Here is a 16117-nt window from a genome sequence, read left to right on the forward strand (position 1 = left end):
TTATCCTTATTTTTGTACAACGATATTTTCTTGCGAGGGATCAACATGCTGCATTTGCAGCTTTTCCGTTGCGATCCGTTCAACACGGCTATGGTCGCCGAGCGCGTTCTCCTCAAGGATCAAGTTGCGCCATTCGATATCCAGCGCATCTCGCTCCAGAACCAGCTGCTCACGCTGCGCGGTCAGTAACCGCGTATGGTGTGCTGTTGTCACGACGGTAACCGCCGTCAAAATAATGCAAATGAACAGGCAGAGTGGCAGCTTCCCATACCGCAAAAGATCGTCACCGATCACGCCAGGCAAGGCATGGCGCTCGTTGCTTCCTATCGATCCTTTAACTTTGCTGAGGGCTTCTGTCACTCTGCTGATCATGCGTTCGTCCTCTCTGCAATACGCAGAACTGAACTACGGGCACGAGGATTTTCAGCTACCTCTTCTTCACCCGGCATCATCTTGCCTAGTGCTCTTAACTCACGGCCGCCCAGCTTTTTGATCTGCGCTTCGGTCATCGGTATTCCAGCCGGAACCTGAGGACCACGGCTTTGTTCGCGCATAAAGCGTTTCACAATGCGATCTTCAAGCGAATGGAAACTGATTACCGAAAGGCGACCACCTGGTGCCAGCACGCTGAGCGAGCTTTTTAGCGCCTGCTCTATCTCCTCCAGTTCACTGTTCACCCAAATGCGCACCGCCTGGAAGGTACGGGTCGCGGGATGTTTGAATTTGTCTTTCACCGGCATTGCCGCCGCAATCACTTCCGCCAGCTCTTTAGTGCGGGTCATCGGTTCGATGCGATTGCGCTCTACGATGGCGCGAGCAATGCGTTTGCCGAAGCGCTCTTCGCCAAAGGTTTTAATCACCCAGGCAATGTCTGCTTCATCGGCGGTTTGCAGCCATTCGGCCGCTGACTGACCGCGTGTAGGGTCCATACGCATATCTAACGGACCGTCACGCATAAATGAGAATCCGCGCTCAGCATCATCAAGCTGTGGAGAAGAAACCCCAAGATCGAGAAGAATCCCGTCGATCTTACCGGTAAGTCCGCGCTCGGCGACATAATCAGCCAGCGCAGAAAAAGGACCATGGACGATGGAAAAACGGGGATCGGTAATCGTCTTTGCAACGGCAATCGCCTGCGGATCGCGATCGATGGCCAGTAAACGCCCCGCTTCGCCAAGTTGCGAGAGGATCAGACGTGAGTGACCACCGCGACCAAATGTCCCGTCAATGTAGATGCCGTCTGGACGAATATTCAGGCCGTTTACGGCTTCATCCAGCAACACCGTTGTATGTTTATAATTTTCCATCATTTTATAGAGACAAATCCTGCAATCGTTCCGACAGCGCGCCGGTAACAGACTGCTCAGCGTCGATATCTTCCTTGACCTGTTGATACCAGGTCGTTTCATCCCACAGCTCAAACTTATTGAACTGCCCAACCAGCATCACTTCTTTCGTTAGCCCTGCGTGTTGCCGCAGAATGGGCGCTATCAATAATCGGCCAGCGCTATCCATCTGACATTCGCTAGCATGACCCAACAACAGGCGCTGTACGCGACGCTCAACTGGATTCATGCTCGACAGACGCGATAACTTCTGCTCGATAATTTCCCATTCAGGCAGGGGGTACAGCAGCAGGCACGGGTGATGGATGTCAATGGTGCAAACCATTTGACCGGTAGCGCTCTCGAGCAGTTGATCCCGATAACGGGTAGGCACAGATAAGCGCCCTTTACTGTCGAGATTAACTAACGTTGCTCCCCGGAACATGCCAGCCTCACCCCCGATTACCACTTTATCCCACAAATTCCCACTTAAAGGAGTTTACGGAGCGGAGGAAAACCTTGTCAAGCAAGTCACGGCGCTTAGCGGAGCAAAAAACCCATTGTTTACGGCTAATATCAGCGTTGAACAAATTCCGTACAGCAAACGAAGCAAATTAACGTCATGAATATTTGTAAGAAAAAAATCCAACAACTCATGATTGTTTAAAACAACTGAATATCATCAAAAGAAAAATATAAAGTGTCAGTTTGCGACGCGAGCGGCATTTTAGGACAATATGCAGCGAGATAACAGTACCAGTTAATCAGTCTGTACGCCGCACAGGAGCGAGATAAGGGCGAGATTGTCGCAACACACCAGTAAAGTGTTTGTTAATTCGGCAAATCCCTACATGCTTGTAACAAAATAATACAACCGTAACGCATCGTTACGTCTCAATTACCCAAAAATGGATAGTTGCATTTTTAATTCGGCATAATAGAAGAATCAATTTCAGATAATTCTAAAGAATATTCTTAATTATAATGCGGTTATTTCCGAGAACGGGATAATTGATGATGTCAGAGGCTTATCCGCCGACATCATCAATTGAGGCAACTTAGTTACGGCTTAGAATACCGCGACGGTACAGATTACGCCGTATACGCGTTAAACCTGGTTTGGGTTTACGCGGCTCATCCAGGCTTGCCAACACAATCTCCAGCACGCGTTCCGCAACATCTCGATGGCGCTGCGCCACCGCCAGTACCGGGCACTGCAGGAAGTCGAGCAGCTCGTGGTCGCCAAAAGTCGCAATCGCTAAATCAGACGGTAACTGCCCGTCGCGGCGCAGGGTCACATCCATCACCCCCTGCAACAGGGCAAACGACGTGGTAAACAGCGCCTGAGGCATTGGATGCGTTTCCAGCCATTTATCAAATAACTGCGCGGCCGCCTCCCGCTCATAGCTGTTGGCATAGAGAAAATGCACTTCACGCGGATCGTCCTTCCACGCGGTACGGAAACCCTGTTCGCGCAGGAAACTGACGGACAATTCAGGAAGCGCCCCCAGATAGAGCACGGTTTCAGCAGGGAATTTACGTAACTCCTCCGCCAGCATCTGCGCATCATCCTGGTCTGCGCCCACCACGCTGGTGAAATGTTCACGATCCAGCGCGCGATCCAGCGCCACAATCGGGAATGAACTGTTCGCCCAGCGCTGATAAAACGGATGTTCAGGCGGCAAGGAAGTCGAAACGATAATGGCATCAACCTGACGTTGTAAAAGATGCTCAATACAGCGCATTTCGTTATCAGGCTGATCTTCAGAGCAGGCAATCAGTAGTTGATACCCGCGCTGACGCGCCTGGCGCTCCAGATAGTTTGCGATCCGGGTATAGCTCGTGTTTTCGAGATCCGGGATCACCAGCCCGATAGAACGTGTGCGTCCAGCACGCAGCCCGGCCGCCACGGCATTCGGGTGGTAATTATGCTCACGCACCACCGCCATGACTTTTTCAACCGTTTTGTCGCTTACGCGGTATTGCTTTGCTTTGCCGTTAATAACGTAGCTTGCAGTCGTTCGCGAAACGCCGGCCAACCGAGCGATTTCATCCAGTTTCACAATTGCCCCTTGCGTAAAATGTACAAACCATAACCTTTGAGATGGCATGGGTTAAACTTCTTAACATCTAAGCGCAGAATAATGACTGCGGCAACCGCTTTTGTCTCTGGTTACTGCTGATTTCGCAAAAAAAAGCAACCGATAGCCAATGCATCTCGCGTAGGTCAGGTAAGCGTTAGCGCATAATTTTATCGCCGCGGGAAAGCCCCACCACACCGGAACGTGCAACTTCCACGATTTTGGCGACTTCCCGTAGCGTTGCCAGAAACGCATCCAGCTTATCGCTGGTGCCCGCCAGCTGTACGGTGTAGATCGACGGCGTAACATCGATGATTTGCCCACGGAATATCTCCGTGTTGCGTTTCACCTCTTCCCGGCCATAGCCGCTGGCCTGGATTTTCACCAGCATGATTTCTCGTTCAACGTGGGCGCCCTGCCCCAGTTCGCTGACGCGCAGAACATCCACCAGTTTGTGTAGCTGCTTTTCGATCTGCTCCAGGACTTTCTCATCCCCTACCGTTTGAATCGTCATCCGCGATAAGGTCGGGTCGTCAGTCGGCGCGACGGTCAGGCTTTCAATGTTGTATCCGCGCTGGGCGAAGAGGCCAATCACACGTGACAATGCACCCGACTCGTTTTCCAGCAATACTGATAATATCCGGCGCATAATCAGGTCCTCTCCGTTTTACTTAACCACATTTCGTCCATCCCGCCCCCACGAATCTGCATCGGGTAGACATGCTCACTGCCGTCGACGGTGACATCAACAAACACCAGGCGATGGTTACGCACATGTTCCAGCGCTTCGCCCAGCTTGCTCTCCAGTTCGCCTGGATGATTAATCTGGATACCGATATGCCCATAAGCTTCAGCAAGGCGCACAAAATCGGGTAGCGACTGCATGTAAGACTGGGAGTGACGCCCGGAGTAAATCATGTCCTGCCACTGTTTGACCATGCCGAGATAGCGGTTGTTAAGGTTGAGCACCAGTACCGGTAGCTCATATTGCAGCGCCGTCGACAGTTCCTGGATGTTCATCTGAATGCTGCCATCCCCGGTAACGCACACCACCGTTTCATCCGGCAGCGCCATTTTCACCCCTAACGCCGCGGGTAAACCGAATCCCATGGTGCCGAGGCCGCCTGAGTTAATCCAGCGGCGTGGTTTATCGAACGGATAGTAAAGTGCGGCAAACATTTGATGCTGGCCAACGTCAGAGGTCACGTATGCATCCCCTTTCGTCAGACGCCAGATGGTTTCAATCACCGCCTGCGGTTTAATACTTTCACTTTGCGTGTCGTATTTCAGGCACTGACGAGCGCGCCAGTGTTCGATCTGTTGCCACCAGTCACGGTTATCATCCAGCGGCTGCTGCGATTTCTCCTGCGGCAGCAGTTCAAGCATCTGATCCAGCACCAGGCGAGCATCGCCCACAATCGGAATATCCGCAGTGACGGTTTTTGAAATAGAGGTCGGATCGATGTCAATATGCAGCACGGTCGCATTCGGGCAATATTTTGCCAGATTATTGGTCGTTCGATCGTCAAAACGAACGCCGACGGCAAAGATCACATCAGAATGATGCATGGTCATATTCGCTTCGTAAGTACCATGCATGCCCAACATTCCCAGCGCCTGGCGATGCGTGGCCGGAAACGCGCCTAACCCCATCAGCGAGGAGACAACCGGCAGATTAAGTGCTTCGGCAATTTGCCCCAGTTGTTCGTGACAGGCGGCATTCACCGCGCCACCACCAACATAGACAACCGGTTTCTTCGCCGCGACCAGCGTCTGCAAAGCACGTTTTATCTGTCCTTTGTGCCCGGTCGTTGTCGGGTTATACGAACGCATACTCACCGACTCCGGCCAGCTATAAGGCAGTTTTTTCGCCGGATTCAGAATATCTTTCGGCAAATCCACCACCACCGGCCCCGGACGACCGCTTGCCGCCAACCAGAAGGCTTTTTTCAGCACCTGCGGGATATCTTCCGTTTGTTTAACCAGAAAACTGTGTTTTACCACCGGGCGGGATATACCCACCATGTCGCACTCCTGAAAGGCATCGTAGCCAATCAGGGAGGTGGCGACCTGGCCGGAGAGGATCACCAGCGGAATGGAATCCATATATGCCGTTGCAATCCCGGTGATCGCATTGGTTGCCCCTGGTCCGGAAGTGACCAAAACGACGCCCACTTCTCCCGTGGCACGCGCCAGGCCATCAGCCATATGTACCGCGGCTTGCTCATGACGGACTAACACATGATCAATACCGCCGACCGTATGCAATGCATCATAAATATCGAGGACGGCCCCCCCGGGATAACCGAATACCTGCTTCACACCCTGATCGATAAGCGATCGGACGACCATCTCGGCTCCAGACAACATCTCCATGGCTTGCCTCACTCTTATAATGAATTACGGTTTAACAACACATTAACCGCTGACGATGACGCATGGCAATTGACTCCGAAGGGGTGGCACTGGAGTAAATAAGAATAAAACGGAGGTAAGAATTGAATAAATGGAGAATTAAACCAGCATAAGCAATTGATATGATAAATAATCGCTTAAAAAGGGGGACTTACAGCAATTAGTCTATTTTTTTACACTTTCGGACATACGTAAAAAGTCGAGTTCAGCACAAAATTTTAGATATAAAGATAAAAGCAGAATAAACCAGATGTATTCCCCGATTTATTCTGCCAGCGGCTACTTCTTACAGACGGAGACCAACAGTTCTTCCATCCATTGATGTCCTTTATCGCGCCCCGCAGCCTCATGCCAGGAAAGATAACATGTGCGGCTATTCAATTTTAAAGGTAAAGGCAATATCTGCAGTTCTAAAGAATCGGCGAACTCTTCCGCCAACCAACGCGGCGCAATAGAGACCAGGTGCGTTTGCGACACAATATTAAGCACGCTGATTAATGCCATTCCCTGATAAGCCACGCAGGATTGTTTATCCGGTGTGTCATACCACGGCTGGCTGAATGAGGCGAAGCGATCGAGCGAAACCACGGCATGCTGTTCATGATAGAGATTGCTTTCCAGCAATGGGCCACTAATGCGCGGATGTTTTTTGCTTGCCACTAACACCATTTCGTCATTGAATAACGGAACACTGGTAAATTCCGGACGACGGAATTCTTCATAGCTAATAACAAACTCAGTTTCCTGATAACGTAATTGGTGCTCGGTATTTAGATTTAGTGAAGATTTAAAAACGACATTAATGTTCGGCGCGACTTGTTCAACTCGATTATAAATCAACGAAGTAAGAATATTATCCAATGGACTGCATACGCAAAGATTGAATACACGCTCGCTGCTGGTAGGTTCAAAGCCGGAACCAGGCAGTTCATTCTGCACTAATTGCAATGCCTGACGAACGGAGCCAAACAGCTGGAAGGCTCTTGCTGTCGGCTGGATTCCACGGCCATAACGAACAAAAAGCTCATCGTTAAACATGACTTTCAGGCGTGCGACCGCATTACTGACAGCGGGTTGCGACATCCCCAGCGTATGTGCAGCACGCGTAATATTTTGTTCCTGCATCACCGCATCAAAAACAGTTAATAAATTAAGATCAACCATGCGAAGCTGTGGCTTCCCCATCTCTATGAGATTAGATTTATCTATTATTTTTACTTCTGGCATATTTAACTCCACTGTCACTCTAAACTCCCTTTTCCCAGACGGAGTGCAGAAATAATCTCCGTTAATATGATTTACCATGCATATAAAATAAGAAAAAGGAAAAACATTAAAATTAGGAAAACATAAAGGCACAAATCTAAATGTACAAAAGAACACCACAAGCGTAGTGCGGCAGATGTCACTGCGCGATGATTCATATGTTTAAATTTCGAAAACAATATAACCATAAGCGTGGCGAATACACAATCATACGCACAGTGAATACGTATTTAAGTTTTAATTAAACATTTCTATTATTAACACATTAAAAGTTAACATTAATTTATCAATTATTGGGTAACACATTGGTTTCATCCATTCAGAATGACTATAAAAGCTGATAAATCATAAAGATATGAAATCCCAAATGAGGCGTTATCTTTAGTTCTTCGTTACCATAAATGCAAATAAATATGCTTAAATATGTCAAACCGTGAAAAATATGTTCAACGATCAGATGATTAATTTTATATACCCTGAGAAATTCAGCACAATTCGCTTAAGTTTATCAGAAACTTTCCCCCTTAACGGGAGCATTTGCAGGGAATGGGGTTGACATCAGTCTTCATATCCAGTACCACTAAAAGCATATCGCATTCGCCTGGAGCTTGATTGATGACTTACATTGCTCGTTTTATCGGTCTACTACTACTAAACGCATTCTCATTGCGCGGTAGACTGGTGGACGACATTCAGCATTAAGTCAGCTCCAGTTAAGACAAAAAACCCGCGCCGTTGCGCGGGTTTTTTTATGCTCGAAGCAAGGCGCCCTAAAGACCAAGGACCTAAACCATGAGCCAGCAAGTCATTATTTTCGATACCACCTTACGTGACGGTGAACAGGCGTTACAGGCGAGCCTGAGTGTGAAAGAAAAACTGCAGATTGCGCTGGCCCTCGAGCGTATGGGCGTTGACGTGATGGAGGTCGGTTTTCCGGTCTCTTCACCGGGTGACTTTGAGTCCGTACAAACCATCGCTCGTCAGGTGAAGAACAGCCGCGTTTGCGCCTTAGCCCGCTGCGTAGAAAAAGATATCGACGTTGCCGCAGAATCTCTGAAGGTCGCTGAGGCTTTCCGCATTCATACGTTCATCGCCACCTCGCCGATGCATATCGCGACGAAATTGCGCAGCACGTTGGATGAAGTGATCGAGCGAGCAGTCTACATGGTGAAGCGTGCGCGTAATTATACAGATGACGTGGAGTTCTCATGCGAGGATGCTGGCCGTACCCCTATTGCCGATCTGGCCCGCGTGGTCGAAGCCGCGATTAATGCGGGTGCCAAAACTATCAATATCCCCGATACCGTTGGCTACACCATGCCTTTCGAATTCGGAGCAATCATTTCTGGTCTGTATGAACGCGTACCGAATATCGATAAAGCCATCATCTCCGTGCACACCCATGATGATTTAGGTCTGGGCGTTGGCAACGCGTTGGCGGCCGTCCACGCCGGTGCTCGCCAGGTGGAAGGCGCGATGAACGGTATCGGCGAACGCGCCGGTAACTGCTCACTGGAAGAAGTGATCATGGCGATCAAAGTGCGCAAAGATATCCTGAACGTACAGACCCGCATTAATCACCAGGAAATCTGGCGTACCAGTCAGTTAGTCAGCCAAATCTGCAACATGCCCATTCCGGCCAACAAAGCCATTGTCGGTAGCGGCGCCTTTGCCCACTCCTCTGGCATCCATCAGGACGGCGTACTGAAAAATCGTGAAAACTACGAAATCATGACGCCTGAATCCATCGGTCTGAACCAGGTGCAGTTGAACCTGACTTCCCGTTCCGGACGCGCCGCGGTGAAACACCGTATGGACGAGATGGGATATAAAGAGAATGAATACAACCTGGACAACCTGTACGACGCATTCCTGAAGCTGGCGGATAAAAAAGGTCAGGTATTTGATTACGACCTGGAAGCGCTGGCCTTTATTAATAAACAGCAGGAAGAGCCGGAGCATTTCCGTCTGGATTACTTCAGCGTGCAGTCCGGCTCAAATGACATCGCCACCGCCTCCGTCAAGCTGGCCTGCGGTGAAGAAGTCAAAGCCGAAGCGGCGAACGGTAACGGTCCGGTCGATGCCATTTATCAGGCCATCAACCGTGTGACCGAGTACAACATCGAACTGGTGAAATACAGCCTGACCGCCAAAGGGCACGGTAAAGATGCGCTGGGCCAGGTGGATATCGTTGCTAATTATAACGGTCGCCGCTTCCACGGCGTCGGTCTGGCAACAGATATCGTCGAATCGTCCGCGAAAGCGATGGTTCATGTGCTGAACAACATTTGGCGCGCCGAAGAAGTCGAAAAAGAATTGCAACGCAAAGCTCAGAACAACGAGAACAACAAGGAAACCGTGTGATGTCGAAGAATTATCATATTGCTGTTTTGCCGGGCGACGGTATTGGTCCGGAAGTGATGGCGCAAGCCCTGAAGGTACTGGACGCAATCCGCAACCGTTTTAACATGCGCATTACCACCAGCCACTACGACGTGGGGGGGGCAGCTATCGATAACCATGGTCAGCCGCTGCCGCCAGCGACGGTTGAAGGATGTGAGCAAGCTGACGCCATTCTGTTTGGCTCCGTTGGCGGTCCGAAATGGGAAAATCTGCCGCCAAACCAGCAGCCTGAACGCGGCGCGCTGCTGCCGTTGCGTAAACACTTCAAATTATTCAGCAACCTGCGCCCGGCTAAGCTGTACCAGGGGCTGGAAGCATTTTGCCCTCTGCGCGCAGATATTGCCGCGAACGGTTTCGACATCCTGTGCGTGCGCGAACTGACCGGCGGTATCTACTTCGGTCAGCCAAAAGGCCGCGAAGGCAGCGGACAACATGAAAAAGCCTTTGATACCGAGGTTTATCACCGTTTCGAGATCGAGCGTATCGCACGTATCGCGTTTGAATCTGCTCGCCAGCGTCGCCGCAAAGTCACGTCGATTGATAAAGCCAACGTACTGCAAACGTCTATTCTGTGGCGCCAAATCGTCAATGAAATTGCTAATGAATATCCGGATGTTGAGCTGGCGCATATGTACATCGACAACGCGACGATGCAGTTGATCAAAGATCCATCCCAGTTCGACGTGCTGCTGTGCTCCAACTTGTTTGGCGACATTCTGTCTGACGAATGCGCCATGATCACCGGATCAATGGGGATGTTACCGTCCGCCAGCCTGAATGAGCAGGGCTTTGGTCTGTACGAGCCCGCTGGCGGGTCCGCTCCGGATATCGCCGGGAAAAACATTGCTAACCCTATCGCCCAAATCCTTTCGCTGGCGCTGCTGCTGCGCTACAGCCTGGACGCCAATGATGCGGCAACCGCAATTGAGAGCGCCATCAACCGCGCATTAGAAGAAGGCATTCGCACCGGTGACTTAGCCCGTGGCGCTGCCGCAGTCGGTACCGATGAAATGGGTGACATTATTGCCCGTTACGTCGCAGAAGGGGTGTAATCATGGCCAAAACGTTATACGAAAAATTGTTCGATGCGCACGTCGTCTACGAAGCGCAAAACGAAACCCCGCTGTTGTATATCGACAGACATCTGGTGCATGAAGTGACCTCTCCGCAGGCGTTTGATGGCCTGCGTGCGCATGGCCGTCAGGTGCGCCAGCCGGGTAAAACCTTTGCCACCATGGACCATAACGTCTCCACGCAAACCAAAGACATTAACGCTTCCGGCGAAATGGCGCGCATTCAGATGCAGGAATTGATCAAAAACTGCAATGAATTTGGCGTCGAACTGTACGACCTGAACCACCCGTATCAGGGGATCGTTCACGTGATGGGGCCTGAGCAAGGCGTAACGTTGCCGGGTATGACCATCGTTTGCGGCGACTCCCACACCGCCACACACGGCGCGTTTGGCGCGCTGGCCTTTGGTATTGGCACCTCTGAAGTTGAACACGTTCTGGCGACGCAGACCCTGAAACAGGGGCGTGCCAAAACCATGAAGATTGAAGTTAACGGCACAGCAGCACCTGGCATTACCGCCAAAGATATCGTGCTGGCGATTATCGGTAAAACCGGTAGTGCAGGCGGTACCGGACACGTCGTTGAATTTTGTGGCGAAGCCATCCGTGCGCTGAGCATGGAAGGCCGTATGACCCTGTGCAACATGGCCATTGAAATGGGCGCCAAAGCAGGTCTGGTCGCACCGGATGAAACCACCTTTAACTATGTGCAGGGTCGTTTACACGCACCGAAGGGTGAGGATTTTACCAACGCGGTTGCGTACTGGAAAACGCTGAAAACCGACGACAACGCGACGTTTGATACCGTCGTTACCCTGCAGGCAGAAGAAATCGCACCGCAGGTCACTTGGGGTACGAACCCGGGTCAGGTCATCTCGGTGAACGATAATATTCCCGACCCGGCGTCATTTTCCGATCCCGTTGAGCGCGCATCGGCTGAAAAAGCGCTGGCATATATGGGGCTGAAACCGGGCATTCCGTTAACAGAAGTGGCCATCGATAAAGTGTTTATCGGTTCCTGTACCAACTCGCGTATTGAAGATTTACGCGCTGCGGCCCAAATCGCCAAAGGGCGCAAAGTTGCGCCAGGCGTACAGGCGCTGGTTGTGCCGGGTTCTGGTCCGGTGAAAGCGCAGGCTGAAGCGGAAGGTCTGGACAAGATCTTCATCGAAGCCGGGTTTGAATGGCGTTTACCGGGCTGTTCCATGTGTCTGGCCATGAACAATGACCGCCTGAACCCAGGCGAGCGCTGTGCATCCACCAGCAACCGTAACTTTGAAGGCCGCCAGGGCCGCGGTGGTCGCACGCACTTAGTCAGCCCGGCCATGGCCGCCGCTGCCGCCGTTACCGGTCATTTTGCCGACATTCGCAGCATCAAATAAGGAAACTACCATGGCAGAGAAATTTACCCAACATACCGGCCTGGTTGTCCCACTGGATGCCGCCAACGTGGATACCGACGCGATTATTCCCAAACAGTTTTTGCAGAAGGTTACGCGCACCGGTTTTGGCGCTCATCTGTTTAACGACTGGCGTTTTCTGGATGAAAAAGGGCAACAGCCTAACCCAGAGTTCGTACTGAACTTCCCGGAATATAAAGGCGCGTCAATTCTGCTGGCGCGGGAAAACTTTGGCTGCGGCTCTTCCCGTGAACATGCGCCATGGGCGCTGACCGATTACGGCTTTAAAGTAGTGATCGCGCCAAGCTTCGCTGACATCTTCTACGGCAACAGCTTCAATAACCAACTGCTGCCGGTGACCTTGAGCGACGCGCAGGTAGATGAAATGTTCGCCCTGGTGAAAGCCAATCCGGGCATTAAATTTGAAGTGGATCTGCAAGCGCAGGTGGTGAAAGCGGGCGATAAGTCCTACAGCTTTAAAATCGACGACTTCCGCCGCCACTGCATGCTGAACGGTCTGGACAGCATCGGGCTGACGCTGCAGCATGAAGCAGCCATCACCGAGTACGAAGACAAGCAGCCAGCGTTTATGCGCTAGTCCTTGTGGTGCCGGATAAGCGCAGCGCATCCGGCACTACAAAAATCAAACGTCCTTTACCCGCCCGGTCATCACCAGCGTGACCACAGAAATCGCCGCAATCACCCAATAGACGGCAAAGTGACCGTAGCTTTGCGCAACAGCCCCCTGAATCACTCCCGCGAGAATGACCCCCGTTGAAATACTGTTGGTAAATAATGTGGTCGCTGACCCCGCACGCCCGGGCATAAGATCCTGAAACCACAGCATTCCTATCCCGGCGATGATACCGATAAATACTGCATTAAACAGTTGCAGCACCAGCAGCGCCGTGCGGCTGTGAAAGAAGATCAAACCAAGATAAAACAGGACGCCAGCCGCGACGGCCGCGATCATCATTCGCCGTTTACCAAAGCGTTTCACATAGTAGCCCGCCAGGATCATCGCCGGAATTTCCAGCCCAGCCGCCGTCCCCATCAGGATCCCGGCCAACTTGTCCGGTAACCCCAGCTCAAGGCTTATCCACAGCGGCATATCGATGATGTACATGGTATTGCAGGTCCACATCAACGTGGAGGCAATAAACAACATGCGCACATTTTTGTCCTGCCAACCGCCGGTCTGTTCCAGCGGTACGTCAACAGGTTGCTCCACCCGTGTGACTGACGGCAGTATCAGCGCAATCAGCACCAGGCTAATGGCGAAAATCCCCGCGGCAATGGAAAACATCGCCGTAAAGCCGTAATTCAGCGCCAGCATGAAGGCCAGCGGCGGTCCAATTACCCAGGCCAGCGAAAGCTGCGCACGCATCACCGAGCTAAACATCACCACTTCACGCGCGGAGTTATCAGCGTATTCCCGCGCCAGCGCAAACAGCTGCGGCATGGCGGTATTCGCCAGCGAGGCCAGCAGTACACCGCAGGTGATAAGCGTGAGATAGTGGCGATTAAACGCAAACAGCAGCGCGTTTCCAATTGCCATCAGGCAGCAAAACATGATCAGCTTGCGCCTGTCGCCCTGGCTGTCGGATCGTTTCGCGAGGCCAAGGCTGACAACAATCCCGACAATCGCATTGACGGTATAAAACAGCCCGACCCAAAACGGCTGCGCCCCGACTTCACGGCTCAGGAACAAGCTCAGCGTGGGTGCCTGCAATGCACCTGCTACGCCCATCATAAAAGCGACCAGCATAAATGCCGCGTAAACGCCGTTGAGGCGCCGTCCCATGGTCATAATCCAGAGCATTACAGTTCCTTTTAGCGCTGCAGAAACAAAAAAAGCCAGCAGTGATTATCTGCTGGCGCGGCGATTAACACCAATACTCAGTCACACATGATGTCTGCAATTCCCAATTCAGGAGTCAGGCTGTCACCTCCCACTGCATCAGTTCTTCGAGCATCTTTAAGCGCTGCGGTGCGCTCAGGCAAGCCAACCAGGACGATTTTTCTGTCGCGGTAAAGTATTTCAACCAGAACTGACGCATAGATGACCCCTTCGTTGTCTCATCGCTTCATCGGAATCTATTATTGGCTTAATATAGGGATAATAAAATTGCTGAGTTTTTCGCAGGAGTTCCCCTTTTATGTCTTCTGGTCGTCTGCAACAACAGTTCATCCGTCTGTGGCAATGCTGTGACGGCAAAACGCAAGACACGACGCTGAACGAGCTGGCGGAGCTGCTGAGTTGTTCGCGCCGCCATATGCGTACCCTGCTCAATACCATGCAAGAACGCGGTTGGTTAACGTGGGAAGCCGAAGTTGGGCGAGGTAAACGCTCGCGCCTGACTTTCCTCTATACCGGGCTGGCACTCCAGCAGCAGCGGGCAGAAGACCTGCTGGAACAGGATCGCATCGATCAACTGGTGCAGCTGGTCGGTGACAAAACGGCCGTACGACAGATGCTGGTTTCGCACCTGGGACGCAGTTTTCGCCAGGGGCGGCACATCATGCGCGTTCTCTATTATCGTCCCATGCACAACCTGCTTCCCGGTACGGCGCTACGCCGTTCAGAAACTCATATCGCCCGGCAAATCTTCAGCGCCTTAATTCGGGTAAATGAGGAAAATGGGGAACTGGAAGCGGACATCGCCCATCACTGGCAGCAGATTTCACCTTTACACTGGCGATTCTTCCTGCGTCCGGGGATTCATTTTCATCATGGCCGCGAACTGGAAATGGAAGATGTCATCACCTCGCTGATACGCATTAACGCTCTGCCGCTGTACTCGCACATCACACAGATCGTTTCTCCCACGGCCTGGACGCTGGATATCCATCTCGCCCAACCCGACCGCTGGCTTCCCTGGCTATTGGGGCAAGTCCCCGCCATGATCCTGCCGCGAGAATGGGAGACGCTCAGCAACTTCTCCAGCCACCCAATTGGCACTGGTCCCTATGCGGTGATGCGCAATACCAATAACCAACTGAAAATTCATGCATTTGATGATTACTTTGGCTACCGGGCGCTGATCGACGAAGTTAACGTTTGGGTGTTACCCGATATCGGCGAAGAGCCTGGCGGTGGGTTGACGCTAAAAGGCCCCACGGAGGATGAAAAGGCGATCGAAAGCCGCCTCGAAGAAGGTTGCTACTACCTGCTGTTTGATGCGCGCACCCACCGTGGCGCTAATCAGGAGGTTCGCGATTGGGTTAGCCGCGTTCTTTCGCCAACCCATCTCATCTGCCACGCCGACGAACAGTTCCAGCGACTGTGGTTTCCCGCCTACGGTTTGCTCCCCCGCTGGCACCATGCCAAACCCGGCCATGGTGAAAAACCCGCCGGACTGGAAACGCTGACGATCACCTACTATCGCGATCACATCGAACATCGGATTATCGCGCAGATCATGAAGACGTTGCTGGCAGAGCATCAGGTACAGTTAAATATTCAGGAGATCGACTACGATCAATGGCATGCGGGTGAAATTGTCAGCGATATCTGGCTCAACAGCGCCAACTTTACCCTACCGCTGGATTTCTCGCTGTTCGCCCATTTGTGCGAAGTCCCGTTGCTGCAAAACTGTATCTCGCGGGACTGGAAAAACGATGCGGCCCGCTGGCGAACGGGCGAAATGAGCCTGGCGGCATGGTGCCAACAGCTGCTCGCCACAAAGGCCATTGTGCCGCTGATCCACCACTGGCTCATCATTCAAGGACAGCGCAGTATGCGCGGGTTACGCATGAATACCCTCGGCTGGTTTGATTTTAAATCAGCGTGGTTTGCACCACCGGATCCTTAGATCCGGCTCTTGATTGCCGCATAGCAACAAAATCATTACACTAACGCCGTTCTCAACGGGGTGCTAAATAAAAACATACACAAAATCATTCATGCTGCATCAAGGCGGCAAGCGAGTGAGTCCCCAGGAGCATAGATAACTATGTGACTGGGGTGAGCGACAAATCTGCCGGGAGCAGATTTGAACGCTGCTTGCAGCGGCCCCGAAGGGGCGAGGCCCGGAGATGGGCCGAGTAACGCAGCCAACACAGAGGCAGCGTGAATGATGAAGTGTATGGGCTGAGAGATACCCGTCGAACCTGATCCGGATAATGCCGGCGAAGGGATTTGAGGCTGCAAC

The 16117-nt window shown here is 51.9% G+C and carries 15 protein-coding genes; 6 read left to right on the plus strand and 9 right to left on the minus strand.

Annotation, left to right across the window (positions count from 1 at the left end; all coding sequences use genetic code 11):
• Window positions 1–6: 6 nt before the first annotated feature.
• From ftsL to leuO, 7 genes are all read right to left on the minus strand, one after another.
• The gene (gene ftsL, locus OGV93_RS14510) at window positions 7–372 is read right to left on the minus strand and encodes a cell division protein FtsL (protein WP_006686695.1); all 366 of its coding nucleotides are present in this window, start codon (window positions 370–372) and stop codon (window positions 7–9) included.
• A complete protein-coding gene (gene rsmH, locus OGV93_RS14515; protein WP_016155687.1) occupies window positions 369–1310 on the minus strand; it encodes a 16S rRNA (cytosine(1402)-N(4))-methyltransferase RsmH in 942 nt (313 codons plus the stop codon). The genes ftsL and rsmH overlap by 4 nt, the downstream gene beginning before the upstream one ends.
• Before the next feature lies 1 nt (window position 1311).
• A complete protein-coding gene (gene mraZ, locus OGV93_RS14520) occupies window positions 1312–1770 on the minus strand; it encodes a division/cell wall cluster transcriptional repressor MraZ (RefSeq protein WP_005124560.1) in 459 nt (152 codons plus the stop codon).
• 613 nt (window positions 1771–2383) lie between these two features.
• Window positions 2384–3388, minus strand: a complete 1005-nt coding sequence (cra, locus tag OGV93_RS14525) for a catabolite repressor/activator (protein ID WP_016151689.1) — start codon at window positions 3386–3388, stop codon at window positions 2384–2386.
• A 175-nt stretch (window positions 3389–3563) separates the two neighbouring features.
• Window positions 3564–4055, minus strand: coding sequence for an acetolactate synthase small subunit (ilvN, locus tag OGV93_RS14530; RefSeq protein ID WP_003829566.1), 492 nt, complete (start codon window positions 4053–4055; stop codon window positions 3564–3566).
• A gap of 2 nt (window positions 4056–4057) precedes the next feature.
• Window positions 4058–5782, minus strand: coding sequence for an acetolactate synthase 3 large subunit (ilvI, locus tag OGV93_RS14535; RefSeq protein ID WP_016151688.1), 1725 nt, complete (start codon window positions 5780–5782; stop codon window positions 4058–4060).
• Between the two features lie 318 nt (window positions 5783–6100).
• Window positions 6101–7048, minus strand: coding sequence for a transcriptional regulator LeuO (gene leuO, locus OGV93_RS14540; RefSeq protein WP_016151687.1), 948 nt, complete (start codon window positions 7046–7048; stop codon window positions 6101–6103).
• 654 nt (window positions 7049–7702) lie between these two features.
• Between leuO and leuL the strand changes: the two genes are divergently transcribed.
• The 5 genes from leuL (at window position 7703) to leuD (ending at window position 12561) form a co-directional block, all read left to right on the plus strand.
• A complete protein-coding gene (gene leuL, locus OGV93_RS23850) occupies window positions 7703–7789 on the plus strand; it encodes a leu operon leader peptide (RefSeq protein WP_049269161.1) in 87 nt (28 codons plus the stop codon).
• Between the two features lie 90 nt (window positions 7790–7879).
• Window positions 7880–9451, plus strand: a complete 1572-nt coding sequence (leuA, locus tag OGV93_RS14545) for a 2-isopropylmalate synthase (protein ID WP_016151686.1) — start codon at window positions 7880–7882, stop codon at window positions 9449–9451.
• A complete protein-coding gene (gene leuB / locus OGV93_RS14550; protein ID WP_016155686.1) occupies window positions 9451–10542 on the plus strand; it encodes a 3-isopropylmalate dehydrogenase in 1092 nt (363 codons plus the stop codon). The genes leuA and leuB overlap by 1 nt, the downstream gene beginning before the upstream one ends.
• A 2-nt stretch (window positions 10543–10544) precedes the next feature.
• On the plus strand, window positions 10545–11945 hold the full coding sequence (gene leuC, locus OGV93_RS14555) for a 3-isopropylmalate dehydratase large subunit (RefSeq protein WP_016155685.1): 1401 nt from the start codon (window positions 10545–10547) through the stop codon (window positions 11943–11945).
• A gap of 10 nt (window positions 11946–11955) precedes the next feature.
• Window positions 11956–12561, plus strand: a complete 606-nt coding sequence (gene leuD, locus OGV93_RS14560) for a 3-isopropylmalate dehydratase small subunit (RefSeq protein ID WP_016155684.1) — start codon at window positions 11956–11958, stop codon at window positions 12559–12561.
• Between the two features lie 45 nt (window positions 12562–12606).
• On the opposite strand, the gene OGV93_RS14565 is transcribed toward leuD, so the two are convergent.
• Window positions 12607–13785 (minus strand): sugar efflux transporter, encoded by a 1179-nt coding sequence (locus tag OGV93_RS14565; RefSeq protein WP_019078362.1) that lies wholly within the window; start codon window positions 13783–13785, stop codon window positions 12607–12609.
• A 115-nt stretch (window positions 13786–13900) separates the two neighbouring features.
• Complete coding sequence (sgrT, locus tag OGV93_RS14570; RefSeq protein WP_016151681.1) at window positions 13901–14023, minus strand: glucose uptake inhibitor SgrT; 123 nt, start codon at window positions 14021–14023, stop codon at window positions 13901–13903.
• Between the two features lie 99 nt (window positions 14024–14122).
• Here sgrT and sgrR point away from each other — a divergent pair, with 99 nt between their 5' ends.
• Window positions 14123–15778, plus strand: a complete 1656-nt coding sequence (gene sgrR / locus OGV93_RS14575) for an HTH-type transcriptional regulator SgrR (protein WP_181221200.1) — start codon at window positions 14123–14125, stop codon at window positions 15776–15778.
• The last annotated feature ends 339 nt before the right edge of the window (window positions 15779–16117 follow it).

It is taken from the genome of Citrobacter sp. Cb031 (genome assembly GCF_030336725.1).
Taxonomy (GTDB): Bacteria; Pseudomonadota; Gammaproteobacteria; order Enterobacterales; family Enterobacteriaceae; genus Citrobacter; species Citrobacter braakii.

What these genes read in the sequence shown, in the direction of transcription:
- leuC (WP_016155685.1), top strand. Translation starts at nt 10,545, where the DNA reads ATGGCCAAAACGTTATACGAAAAATTGTTCGATGCGCACGTCGTCTAC.
- rsmH (WP_016155687.1), bottom strand. Translation starts at nt 1,310, where the DNA reads ATGATGGAAAATTATAAACATACAACGGTGTTGCTGGATGAAGCCGTA.
- leuO (WP_016151687.1), bottom strand. Translation starts at nt 7,048, where the DNA reads ATGCCAGAAGTAAAAATAATAGATAAATCTAATCTCATAGAGATGGGG.
- sgrT (WP_016151681.1), bottom strand. Translation starts at nt 14,023, where the DNA reads ATGCGTCAGTTCTGGTTGAAATACTTTACCGCGACAGAAAAATCGTCC.
- sgrR (WP_181221200.1), top strand. Translation starts at nt 14,123, where the DNA reads ATGTCTTCTGGTCGTCTGCAACAACAGTTCATCCGTCTGTGGCAATGC.
- mraZ (WP_005124560.1), bottom strand. Translation starts at nt 1,770, where the DNA reads ATGTTCCGGGGAGCAACGTTAGTTAATCTCGACAGTAAAGGGCGCTTA.
- leuD (WP_016155684.1), top strand. Translation starts at nt 11,956, where the DNA reads ATGGCAGAGAAATTTACCCAACATACCGGCCTGGTTGTCCCACTGGAT.
- leuA (WP_016151686.1), top strand. Translation starts at nt 7,880, where the DNA reads ATGAGCCAGCAAGTCATTATTTTCGATACCACCTTACGTGACGGTGAA.
- ilvN (WP_003829566.1), bottom strand. Translation starts at nt 4,055, where the DNA reads ATGCGCCGGATATTATCAGTATTGCTGGAAAACGAGTCGGGTGCATTG.
- leuB (WP_016155686.1), top strand. Translation starts at nt 9,451, where the DNA reads ATGTCGAAGAATTATCATATTGCTGTTTTGCCGGGCGACGGTATTGGT.
- ilvI (WP_016151688.1), bottom strand. Translation starts at nt 5,782, where the DNA reads ATGGAGATGTTGTCTGGAGCCGAGATGGTCGTCCGATCGCTTATCGAT.
- leuL (WP_049269161.1), top strand. Translation starts at nt 7,703, where the DNA reads ATGACTTACATTGCTCGTTTTATCGGTCTACTACTACTAAACGCATTC.
- ftsL (WP_006686695.1), bottom strand. Translation starts at nt 372, where the DNA reads ATGATCAGCAGAGTGACAGAAGCCCTCAGCAAAGTTAAAGGATCGATA.
- OGV93_RS14565 (WP_019078362.1), bottom strand. Translation starts at nt 13,785, where the DNA reads ATGCTCTGGATTATGACCATGGGACGGCGCCTCAACGGCGTTTACGCG.